The sequence below is a fragment of the Burkholderia pyrrocinia genome, from assembly GCF_003330765.1.
In the GTDB taxonomy this organism is placed as follows: Bacteria; Pseudomonadota; Gammaproteobacteria; order Burkholderiales; family Burkholderiaceae; genus Burkholderia; species Burkholderia pyrrocinia_B.
The window spans coordinates 310820-321723 of the sequence record NZ_CP024902.1 but is presented as its reverse complement, the minus strand read 5'-3'; the positions used below and the strand labels follow the sequence as shown (position 1 = coordinate 321723).

The 10904-nt window shown below is 57.9% G+C and carries 8 protein-coding genes, 4 tRNA genes and 2 rRNA genes; 1 reads left to right on the top strand and 13 read right to left on the bottom strand.

Annotation, left to right across the window (positions count from 1 at the left end; translation table 11 throughout):
* Window positions 1–173: 173 nt before the first annotated feature.
* The 11 genes from rplL to CUJ89_RS01450 form a co-directional block, all read right to left on the bottom strand.
* A complete protein-coding gene (rplL, locus tag CUJ89_RS01500; protein ID WP_114175674.1) occupies window positions 174–548 on the bottom strand; it encodes a 50S ribosomal protein L7/L12 in 375 nt (124 codons plus the stop codon).
* Between the two features lie 63 nt (window positions 549–611).
* Window positions 612–1109, bottom strand: a complete 498-nt coding sequence (gene rplJ, locus CUJ89_RS01495; protein ID WP_021161756.1) for a 50S ribosomal protein L10 — start codon at window positions 1107–1109, stop codon at window positions 612–614.
* A gap of 295 nt (window positions 1110–1404) precedes the next feature.
* Complete coding sequence (gene rplA, locus CUJ89_RS01490; RefSeq protein WP_114175672.1) at window positions 1405–2100, bottom strand: 50S ribosomal protein L1; 696 nt, start codon at window positions 2098–2100, stop codon at window positions 1405–1407.
* The gene (rplK, locus tag CUJ89_RS01485) at window positions 2101–2532 is read right to left on the bottom strand and encodes a 50S ribosomal protein L11 (RefSeq protein WP_006477201.1); all 432 of its coding nucleotides are present in this window, start codon (window positions 2530–2532) and stop codon (window positions 2101–2103) included.
* Window positions 2533–2672: 140 nt separating this feature from the next.
* Window positions 2673–3230, bottom strand: a complete 558-nt coding sequence (nusG, locus tag CUJ89_RS01480) for a transcription termination/antitermination protein NusG (protein WP_006400672.1) — start codon at window positions 3228–3230, stop codon at window positions 2673–2675.
* A 1-nt stretch (window position 3231) separates the two neighbouring features.
* Entirely contained in the window at window positions 3232–3612 is a 381-nt protein-coding gene (gene secE / locus CUJ89_RS01475) for a preprotein translocase subunit SecE (protein WP_114175670.1), read from the bottom strand.
* A 43-nt stretch (window positions 3613–3655) separates the two neighbouring features.
* Window positions 3656–3731, bottom strand: a tRNA-Trp gene (locus CUJ89_RS01470).
* A gap of 59 nt (window positions 3732–3790) precedes the next feature.
* A complete protein-coding gene (gene tuf / locus CUJ89_RS01465) occupies window positions 3791–4981 on the bottom strand; it encodes an elongation factor Tu (protein WP_114175667.1) in 1191 nt (396 codons plus the stop codon).
* A 66-nt stretch (window positions 4982–5047) separates the two neighbouring features.
* Window positions 5048–5122 (bottom strand) — tRNA-Thr (locus CUJ89_RS01460).
* A gap of 28 nt (window positions 5123–5150) precedes the next feature.
* Window positions 5151–5224: transfer RNA gene (locus tag CUJ89_RS01455), tRNA-Gly, on the bottom strand.
* A 44-nt stretch (window positions 5225–5268) separates the two neighbouring features.
* Window positions 5269–5354 (bottom strand) — tRNA-Tyr (locus CUJ89_RS01450).
* Window positions 5355–6602: 1248 nt separating this feature from the next.
* On the opposite strand from CUJ89_RS01450, the gene CUJ89_RS01445 reads away from it, so the two are divergent.
* The gene (locus tag CUJ89_RS01445) at window positions 6603–6857 is read left to right on the top strand and encodes a hypothetical protein (protein ID WP_114175665.1); all 255 of its coding nucleotides are present in this window, start codon (window positions 6603–6605) and stop codon (window positions 6855–6857) included.
* 742 nt (window positions 6858–7599) lie between these two features.
* On the opposite strand, the gene rrf is transcribed toward CUJ89_RS01445, so the two are convergent.
* A 5S ribosomal RNA gene (gene rrf / locus CUJ89_RS01440) occupies window positions 7600–7712 on the bottom strand.
* Window positions 7713–7896: 184 nt separating this feature from the next.
* Window positions 7897–10778: ribosomal RNA gene (locus CUJ89_RS01430) — 23S ribosomal RNA — on the bottom strand.
* Window positions 10779–10904 lie beyond the last annotated feature (126 nt).

Sequence of the window (10904 nt, the reverse complement as noted above, 5' to 3'; positions counted from 1 at the left end):
TCAGAAGACAAAGAGAAACGCCCATCGTGACCAATGACAACGATCAGGCGGTTTTCTTTGGCTTCTGGGGCCGATTATTCGGGCTCCCGAATGAGTGCCAGAATAACGTCCCCACAAAGCACAAAAAGGCCGGCGGTGAAAATACCGCCAGCCTTCGCACAGCGCGCCGAAACTTACTTGATTTCGGCCTTCGCGCCTGCTTCTTCCAGCTTCTTCTTGGCTTCTTCAGCAGCAGCCTTGTCGACGCCTTCCTTGACGGGCTTCGGTGCACCGTCAACCAGATCCTTCGCTTCCTTCAGGCCCAGGCCCGTCAGTTCGCGAACGGCCTTGATGACCGACACCTTGTTGGCGCCCGTTTCAGCCAGAACGACCGTGAACTCGGTCTGCTCTTCAGCAGCAGCAGCAGCGCCGCCGCCTGCCGGGCCAGCGACTGCAACAGCAGCTGCCGACACGCCAAACTTCTCTTCGAACGCCTTGACCAGTTCGTTCAGTTCCAGAACGGTCATCCCTTCGACTGCTGCCAGGATGTCTTCTTTTGCGATTGCCATTTGAAATACTCCTAAATTGAATTCGGATACAGCCAGCGATCAATGACGCTGATGCACGTCCGCTTACGCAGCTTCCGCTTGCTTCTTCTCGGCCAGCGCGGCGAGAGCACGCGCGAAGCCCGAAACAGGCGATTGCATAACGAACAGCAGCTTCGAGAGCAGTTCTTCGCGGCTCGGGATGCTTGCCAGCGCTTGCACGCCAGCCTTGTCCATCACCTTGCCATCGAACGAACCAGCCTTGATGACCAACTTGTCATTGCTCTTGCTGAAGTCGTTGACGACCTTAGCAGCAGCAATTGCATCTTCCGAGATGCCGTAGATCAACGGACCAGTCATCTGCTCTGCCAGCGGAGCAAACGGCGTACCTTCAACAGCGCGACGCGCCAGCGTGTTCTTCAACACGCGCAGGTAAACCTGTTGCTCACGCGCTTTCGCGCGCAGCTTGGTCAGATCGCCAACCGCAATTCCACGATACTCAGCCAGCACAACGGTCTGGGCCTTCGCGACTTGCGCGGAAACCTCAGCGACGACGGCTTGCTTGTCTTCTCTATTAAGCGGCACGGTTAGCCTCCAGAAACGATACGTTCGGCACGAAACCTCACGTACCTCGTTCAACAACGGCGTCCGACCTCGTTAGGAGTATTTCCACCTCACGCCGCGAATCGCTTCACGGCCTGCGGCTTCACCACTGCAAAACTTTTTCGGGTTCGCCATCTGCGTTGGCTTGAATTAAGGGATCACCTGACTGCTGCGCCCCACCAACGGTCTTTGATAACCGGTTGCCCGCCTTGCTGCACGAACAACCGCCCAAAGCCCATGAAGGCCGCTTCGCGAACGAAGCGGCCCGAATACTTACTTACGCTGCCAGCGTAGCCTGGTCGACACGCACGCCGACGCCCATCGTGCTCGACAGTGCGATCTTGCGCAGGTACACGCCCTTGCTCGTTGCCGGCTTCGCCTTCTGCAGCGCTTCGATCAGCGCCGACAGGTTCGAACGCAGCGCGGTCGGCTCGAACGATGCACGGCCGATGGTCGCGTGGATGATACCGGCCTTGTCGACACGGAATTGCACCTGACCAGCCTTCGCATTCTTGACGGCGGTTGCGACGTCCGGCGTGACCGTACCGACCTTCGGGTTCGGCATCAGGCCGCGCGGGCCGAGGATCTGACCGAGCGTACCGACGATACGCATCGTGTCCGGCGAAGCGATCACGATGTCGAAGTCCATCTGGCCAGCCTTGATCTGCTCAGCCAGGTCTTCCATACCGACGATTTCCGCGCCTGCTGCACGAGCCTGCTCGGCCTTCTCGCCTTGCGCGAACACGGCAACGCGAACCGACTTGCCCGTACCGGCCGGCAGAACGACCGAACCACGAACGACCTGGTCCGACTTCTTCGCATCGATGCCGAGCTGGACTGCGACGTCGATCGACTCGTCGAACTTCGCGCTCGCGCATTCCTTCACGAGGCCCAGTGCGTCTTCGATCGCGTACAGCTTCTGACGATCAACCTTGGCGGCAAATGCCTGACGGCGCTTGGAGATCTTAGCCATTTACACACCCTCCACAGTGATGCCCATCGAGCGTGCGCTACCAGCGATGGTGCGAACAGCTGCGTCCAGATCAGCGGCCGTAAGGTCCGGCATCTTGGTCTTCGCGATTTCTTCAGCTTGAGCGCGCGTGATCGAACCGACCTTGTCGGTGTGCGGCTTGCTCGAGCCCTTGTCCACCTTCGCCGCCTTCTTGATCAGGACGGTCGCCGGCGGCGTCTTCATCACGAACGTGAAGCTCTTGTCAGCGAATGCCGTGATGACCACCGGCACCGGCAGACCCGGCTCCATGCCTTGAGTCTGCGCGTTGAACGCCTTGCAGAACTCCATGATGTTCAGGCCGCGCTGGCCCAGTGCCGGACCGACCGGCGGCGACGGGTTGGCTTTACCTGCAGGGATCTGCAGCTTGATAAAGCCGATAATCTTCTTTGCCATTTGAAAACCTCGTTGGAACGCCAAGCGGCGTTCGGTGAGTGATAACGCGCTTTCGCCGCTGGCTACTGACGCTCCTCAACGGCCATAACGCGGGCCGCAAGCGCGAAGGTGGGCAGCCTAGGCTGCCCACCGAGTCGGGATCAAACTTTTTCGACCTGACCGAACTCGAGTTCGACCGGGGTTGAGCGGCCAAAGATGGTGACCGACACACGCACGCGCGATTTTTCGTAGTTGACTTCTTCGACGGTGCCGTTGAAGTCCGTGAAGGGGCCTTCCTTGACACGCACCATCTCGCCGACTTCGAACAGGGTCTTCGGGCGCGGTTTTTCGACGCCTTCCTGCATCTGCGACATGATCTTCTCGACTTCCTTCGGGGAAATCGGGGTCGGGCGGTTACGCGCACCGCCGACGAAACCGGTGACCTTCGCGGTGTTCTTCACGAGGTGCCACGTTTCGTCCGTCATTTCCATTTCCACCAGCACGTAGCCGGGGAAGAAACGGCGCTCGGTCACAGCCTTGTGGCCGCCTTTGACTTCGACCACTTCTTCGGTCGGGACCAGGATCTGACCGAATTTGTCCTGCATGCCAGCACGTTCGATGCGCTCCTGAAGCGCACGTTGCACGCTCTTCTCCATGCCGGAGTAGGCGTGCACGACGTACCATCGCTTTCCGCTCGGGGATGCCGGAGTATCGCTCATATCATTTCCAACCCAGAATCGCCGAGAAAATTACCCATTCGATCGATTTGTCACTCAACCAGAGGAAAATCGCCATCACGAGCACGAAACCGAACACGACGAGTGTGGTTTGCGTTGCCTCCTTGCGGGTGGGCCAAACGACCTTCCGGACTTCCTTGTACGAATCCTTGGCAAAAGCGATCAGGCCCTTGCCAGGTGCGGACATCAGCCCGGCGGCCACGCCGGCGATGATACCTACCGCCAACGCGGCACCGCGGACATACCACTGCTGATTGGCCAGCCAGAAGAAGCCCACGAATCCGGCCAACACCAGCAATACGCCCAGGGCCAGCATCAGCTTATCGCCGGAGGTATTTACAGTTTCGACGGATGGATTCGCCATAACACCTTAAAACAAATGCCACGTAGGACACGTGGCTATTTTTTGGCAGGGGCAGAGGGAATCGAACCCCCAACCTTCGGTTTTGGAGACCGACGCTCTGCCAGTTGAGCTATACCCCTAAACCATGTTGGGGCCGGCTGCTGCCAGCCCCAAAACTGTCGATCAACGAATAACTGGCTTACTCGATGACCTTGGCGACGACGCCGGCGCCGACCGTACGGCCGCCTTCGCGGATTGCGAAGCGCAGACCTTCTTCCATCGCGATCGGTGCAATCAGCTTCACCGTGATCGACACATTGTCGCCCGGCATCACCATTTCCTTGTCCTTCGGCAGCTCGATCGAGCCCGTCACGTCCGTCGTACGGAAGTAGAACTGCGGACGGTAGTTGTTGAAGAACGGCGTGTGACGACCGCCTTCATCCTTGCTCAGCACGTACACTTCAGCCGTGAAGTGCGTGTGCGGCGTGATCGAACCCGGCTTCGCCAGAACCTGGCCACGCTCCACGTCTTCACGCTTCGTGCCGCGCAGCAGGATACCGACGTTGTCGCCTGCCTGACCTTGGTCCAGCAGCTTGCGGAACATTTCAACGCCCGTGCAGGTCGTCTTCACCGTCGGCTTGATACCGACGATTTCGATTTCTTCGCCGACCTTCACGATGCCGCGCTCGATACGACCCGTCACCACCGTACCACGGCCCGAGATCGAGAACACGTCTTCCACCGGCATCAGGAACGCGCCGTCAACTGCACGCTCCGGCGTCGGGATGTACGTGTCCAGCGCGTCGGCCAGGCTCATGATCGCCACTTCGCCCAGTTCACCCTGGTCGCCTTCCAGCGCCAGCTTCGCCGAACCCTTCACGATCGGCGTGTCGTCGCCCGGGAAGTCGTACTTCGACAGGAGCTCGCGAACTTCCATCTCGACCAGCTCGAGCAGTTCAGCGTCGTCCACCATGTCGCACTTGTTCAGGAACACGATGATGTACGGAACGCCAACCTGACGCGCCAGCAGGATGTGCTCACGCGTTTGCGGCATCGGGCCGTCTGCTGCCGAGCAAACCAGGATCGCGCCGTCCATCTGTGCCGCGCCCGTGATCATGTTCTTCACGTAGTCAGCGTGGCCCGGGCAGTCGACGTGTGCGTAGTGGCGGTTAGCCGTTTCGTACTCGACGTGTGCCGTGTTGATCGTGATGCCGCGCGCCTTTTCTTCCGGTGCCGCGTCGATCTGGTCGTAGGCCTTCGCTTCGCCGCCGAACTTCTTCGTCAGAACCGTCGTGATCGCTGCCGTCAGCGTCGTCTTGCCGTGGTCAACGTGACCAATCGTACCAACGTTCACGTGCGGCTTGGTCCGCTCAAATTTACCCTTGGCCATTTTCGACTCCCAAAAGGAATTTCACAGGTTGCGCCGCGCGCAAACAAGACACTGACTTTTAACTGCTGGTGCCCATGGGCAGGATCGAACTGCCGACCTCTCCCTTACCAAGGGAGTGCTCTACCACTGAGCCACATGGGCGTTGTTTTTACGCTTCAACTTCACGGTCTGGAGCGGGTGAAGGGAATCGAACCCTCGTCATAAGCTTGGAAGGCTTCTGCTCTACCATTGAGCTACACCCGCACGGGCTACTAACGATTCCCTACCGCTCTTTCAGCTGATGTTCTTGGTGGAGGAGGTTGGATTCGAACCAACGTAGGCGTAAGCCAACAGATTTACAGTCTGCCCCCTTTAGCCACTCGGGCACCCCTCCGTAGAGAACTGACGATTATGGGGGTGCATCGCACTCCTGTCAAGCACATCCGGAAGATTATTTTCACTCTCTTCCTAACACTTGCTCTACCACCGATCTCCCGCCCTCGCCTGGCTGAGGCAAGCACGAGATGTTGCCGATCGGCGCCACATCATCGTCAGACTCCGCCTTCAGCGTCGATCTCGATCTACGCTAAAAACGAAAGATCGCCATCATACGACCTCCTGTGCACAATGCCAAGCGGGTGGACGCAAAATTTCCGCAAATTTCGTGCCGGGCAGCTTCGTCGATCCCGCTCCCGGTATTCGGGAGGGCTTCAGCCCCGCCACTGGAGGGAAGCTGGGATGTCGCACCCGGCACGCGGGGTTGCCTGGTCGCGATCTGCAGGCGGTGCACGTGACAGGGCTTTCGCGCGCAGTCGGGCAGTCGCACCGGACATTGGGCCAAGGCTTCCGCACGGAATCGTGGTCACCCGCCCCTGTCTTTGACGACTTCGGCGGCCAGCGCGATACCATCCCGGGTCGCCGCTCCCGGTACAAATCCTCGTGCGCCTGCTTGCTCTTGCGATGACCTTCATGGCGTTGGCCGCACATGCCGCCGGCCCGGCAGACACCTGGTGTCGCTCGGGCACAATCGCGAAGACCCGTCGGCAGGCACTGACTGACAGCCACGCGACGGGACGCCCGAAAGCAGCCACTGCGCTCGCTGCGTATGACAGGTTGAAGCCGGCGCTCGATGCCGGGTGCCGTGGCTCGACACGCGTCGGTTCGCCCGCGGCGCATCCCATGAGTCAGGATGCGATCGCGTATGCGTGGCTGCTCAACGATGCATCCGCGTACCTCGTCGCGGCAAGCGCCGGCGACGACGCGCCGCAAGATGAGTCCGGCAGCTCAAGCCTGCGTCGACGTGTTGCAGCCATTGCTTGGCGACGACATGCGCCCACGCTCGGGGTTGCCCCGTAGCCTCGGCGCCGCCATCGCGGCGAATGTCCTGCACAGTGTGGCTCTCATTGCGTCGCCCCGTCGTGCAAGCCCACCAACGTCAGCATCTGGTCGGCGTATCACAGTGAATCCGGGGCGCACGCACGGCATCCCGCATGCCCGTACGATTCCCGCCTCGTTCAGCTGAGCGCGAATATCTGCGTGGGGGTTCGACTCGGGCGCTTTCGCCGCATCCCAGACGTCCGAAGACGCCGGAAAGCTGATATGCGACCCACGGTCGTTGACGTCCGCTACTCGTTGCCCGGCAATGCTCGTGCTGACCCGAGATCAAGGCCGGAACACAACGCGCCGGTTTCCGCCGGCCCAGCACTCCGCGCTCAGCGATCCGAGTACCGCGTGCACGGTGCTATCGACCGGCGTCGACGCAGGCGGCACGCACTTCGCATCAATGGGCGAAGGGCGAGACTGCTTTGGCCGTACCGCCTATTCGCTCATCGAGAAAATCTACGTGGTGCGAGACGGTCAGCCCGTGCTCGTCAAAAGCAACAGCGCGGATTTCTGATCGCATCCGGCCGGCGGATCCGCGCACGTCAGGGTTGGTTCTATAGCCGGGTCTTTCTTTGCAGCGGACTACGCGCGTCCTTCGCCTCGAAGGAAGCGATTTGAGTAAAGATGCGGCGAATTTGACTGAGAACAACGCCTGATAACGACGCGATGCCGTCCGTGGCGCAATCCAGTCGCGCAGTTTCAATTGGCAGTGATCGTTCAGAGCTTGCGACAGGAGGACGCTGAAAATCGGGCATGCGACACGTAGCGCTAGGCTTACGCGAACGGCGAGTCTGGTGACGAAGGGCTCCGGGCATACCCCGGCCGCTGTGAAATGGCGATCTCGATTTTGGCAGAGGATACGCTCAATACGTCAGTGAACCGGACATGATGGCCGATCATTGAGAGGCAGACAACGCGATGCAGCCGCGCCAAGGGACGAGAAAATCCGTGACGGTAGGTTGCCGCGAAGAAGTTGCCGGGTGTGTGATCGACTCGGTTGCCGACCTGATGACTTGATCGCTGTCGCTGCTGATAGTAGATGGGAGGTGTCGGTCACGACAGCGTCAGTTCCCCGTGCCGTGGCCAATCTGGGCGGTCTGAGCGCGTCTTGCGCCAACATGCTGGAAGAGGGGGCCGGTCCTGGTCTGAATCGGTGCTCCAGCTCCAGCCAGGCAGCCGATCCCCGCCCCGCTATCATTTTGGCTGCCCAAATGCAAAAACCCCCGCCTTTCGGGCGGGGGTTCTTGGCTTAGGGAGCCTGACGATTACCTACTTTCACACGGGAACCCGCACTATCATCGGCGTAGAGTCGTTTCACGGTCCTGTTCGGGATGGGAAGGGGTGGGGCCGACTCGCTATGGTCATCAGGCAAAGAGGGGTGTCGCGTTGCTTCGCAGCGCGACCAATCTCGGAAGAAGCAGTAATTTAGGGGTTGTGAGGTTGTATCTCACACGTACGCGGTACTTCAACCGTCGTACGTCGAGTGCCTTGCACTCGACGCTCGATATCCGTAAGCGCTGAAGCGCTAACGGCTATCGAGACAGACTTGTTATAGGATCAAGCCTTACGGGCAATTAGTATCAGTTAGCTGAACGCATTACTGCGCTTACACACCTGACCTATCAACGTCCTGGTCTCGAACGACCCTTCAAGGGGATCTAGTCCCCAGGGATATCTCATCTTAAGGCGAGTTTCCCGCTTAGATGCTTTCAGCGGTTATCTCTTCCGAACATAGCTACCCGGCGATGCCACTGGCGTGACAACCGGTACACCAGAGGTTCGTCCACTCCGGTCCTCTCGTACTAGGAGCAGCCCCCTTCAAATATCCAACGCCCACGGCAGATAGGGACCAAACTGTCTCACGACGTTTTAAACCCAGCTCACGTACCTCTTTAAATGGCGAACAGCCATACCCTTGGGACCGGCTACAGCCCCAGGATGAGATGAGCCGACATCGAGGTGCCAAACACCGCCGTCGATATGAACTCTTGGGCGGTATCAGCCTGTTATCCCCAGAGTACCTTTTATCCGTTGAGCGATGGCCCTTCCATACAGAACCACCGGATCACTATGACCTGCTTTCGCACCTGCTCGACTTGTCGGTCTCGCAGTTAAGCACGCTTATGCCATTGCACTATCAGCACGATTTCCGACCGTACCTAGCGTACCTTCGTACTCCTCCGTTACGCTTTGGGAGGAGACCGCCCCAGTCAAACTGCCTACCATGCACTGTCCCCGACCCGGATCACGGGCCAAGGTTAGAACCTCAAACAAACCAGGGTGGTATTTCAAGGACGGCTCCACCGAAACTAGCGTTCCGGTTTCATAGCCTCCCACCTATCCTACACAGATCGGTTCAAAGTCCAATGCAAAGCTACAGTAAAGGTTCATGGGGTCTTTCCGTCTAGCCGCGGGTAGATTGCATCATCACAAACACTTCAACTTCGCTGAGTCTCGGGAGGAGACAGTGTGGCCATCGTTACGCCATTCGTGCAGGTCGGAACTTACCCGACAAGGAATTTCGCTACCTTAGGACCGTTATAGTTACGGCCGCCGTTTACCGGGACTTCAATCAAGAGCTTGCACCCCATCATTTAATCTTCCGGCACCGGGCAGGCGTCACACCCTATACGTCCACTTTCGTGTTTGCAGAGTGCTGTGTTTTTATTAAACAGTCGCAGCCACCAGTTTATTGCAACCCCTTCACCCTCTGCCCGCAGGGGCATCAAGCTACAAGGGCGTACCTTATCCCGAAGTTACGGTACCAATTTGCCGAGTTCCTTCTCCCGAGTTCTCTCAAGCGCCTTAGAATACTCATCTCGCCCACCTGTGTCGGTTTGCGGTACGGTCATCGTTAGACTGAAGCTTAGAGGCTTTTCTTGGAACCACTTCCAATTGCTTCGCTCCCGAAGGAGCTCGCGCCACACCCTTGAATCCTGCGCCCGGATTTGCCTAAGCGCCTTCTCCAATGCAGCGACCGGGACTTCCAACACCCGGACAACCTTCCGCGATCCGTCCCCCCATCGCATCTAACAATGGTGCAGGAATATTGACCTGCTTCCCATCAGCTACGCATTTCTGCCTCGCCTTAGGGGCCGACTCACCCTACGCCGATGAACGTTGCGTAGGAAACCTTGGGCTTACGGCGAGGGGGCCTTTCACCCCCTTTATCGCTACTCATGTCAGCATTCGCACTTCCGATACCTCCAGCACGCTTTTCAACGCACCTTCGCAGGCTTACGGAACGCTCTCCTACCATGCGAGCATAGCTCGCATCCGCAGCTTCGGTATATAGCTTAGCCCCGTTACATCTTCCGCGCAGGACGACTCGATCAGTGAGCTATTACGCTTTCTTTAAAGGGTGGCTGCTTCTAAGCCAACCTCCTGACTGTTTTAGCCTTCCCACTTCGTTTCCCACTTAGCTATATTTGGGGACCTTAGCTGGCGGTCTGGGTTGTTTCCCTCTTGACACCGGACGTTAGCACCCGATGTCTGTCTCCCGTGATTGCACTCTTCGGTATTCGGAGTTTGCTATGGCGGGGTAATCCGCAATGGACCCCCCAACCATGACAGTGCTCTACCCCCGAAGGTGAGACACGAGGCACTACCTAAATAGTTTTCGGAGAGAACCAGCTATTTCCAAGTTTGTTTAGCCTTTCACCCCTATCCACAGCTCATCCCCTAACTTTTCAACGTTAGTGGGTTCGGACCTCCAGTACGTGTTACCGCACCTTCATCCTGGCCATGGATAGATCACTTGGTTTCGGGTCTACGCCCAGCAACTGAACGCCCTATTCGGACTCGCTTTCGCTACGCCTGCCCTATACGGTTAAGCTTGCTACTGAACGTAAGTCGCTGACCCATTATACAAAAGGTACGCCGTCACCCCTTGCGAGGCTCCGACTGTTTGTATGCATGCGGTTTCAGGATCTATTTCACTCCCCTCCCGGGGTTCTTTTCACCTTTCCCTCACGGTACTGGTTCACTATCGGTCGATCACGAGTATTTAGCCTTGGAGGATGGTCCCCCCATCTTCAGACAGGATTTCACGTGTCCCGCCCTACTTGTCGTACACTTAGTTCTTTCATACTGTTTTCGCCTACGGGGCTATCACCCGCTATGGCCGCACTTTCCAGAGCGTTCGGCTAACAATACAAATAAAGAGTACAAGGCTCATCCCATTTCGCTCGCCACTACTTTGGGAATCTCGGTTGATTTCTTTTCCTGCGGTTACTTAGATGTTTCAGTTCACCGCGTTCGCTTCACTAGACCTATGTATTCAGTCTAGGATGACCCAAAAGGGCCGGGTTTCCCCATTCGGACATCTACGGATCAAAGCTCGTTTGCCAGCTCCCCGTAGCTTTTCGCAGGCTACCGCGTCCTTCATCGCCTGTGATCGCCAAGGCATCCACCACATGCACTTGTTCGCTTGACCCTATAACGAGTCTGTCTCATCTTTCGACGCTACAGTCGCTACAGGTTGAGTTCTCGCATTTGTGCCGTATTCCAATTGAGCCGAACATGAAGTTCGAATCATCTTGAGATACATCGATACAATCAC

Coding starts and splice junctions, on each gene's coding strand:
- rplL (WP_114175674.1), bottom strand. CDS start 548: ATGGCAATCGCAAAAGAAGACATCCTGGCAGCAGTCGAAGGGATGACC.
- rplA (WP_114175672.1), bottom strand. CDS start 2,100: ATGGCTAAGATCTCCAAGCGCCGTCAGGCATTTGCCGCCAAGGTTGAT.
- rplK (WP_006477201.1), bottom strand. CDS start 2,532: ATGGCAAAGAAGATTATCGGCTTTATCAAGCTGCAGATCCCTGCAGGT.
- nusG (WP_006400672.1), bottom strand. CDS start 3,230: ATGAGCGATACTCCGGCATCCCCGAGCGGAAAGCGATGGTACGTCGTG.
- secE (WP_114175670.1), bottom strand. CDS start 3,612: ATGGCGAATCCATCCGTCGAAACTGTAAATACCTCCGGCGATAAGCTG.
- tuf (WP_114175667.1), bottom strand. CDS start 4,981: ATGGCCAAGGGTAAATTTGAGCGGACCAAGCCGCACGTGAACGTTGGT.
- CUJ89_RS01445 (WP_114175665.1), top strand. CDS start 6,603: ATGCTCGTGCTGACCCGAGATCAAGGCCGGAACACAACGCGCCGGTTT.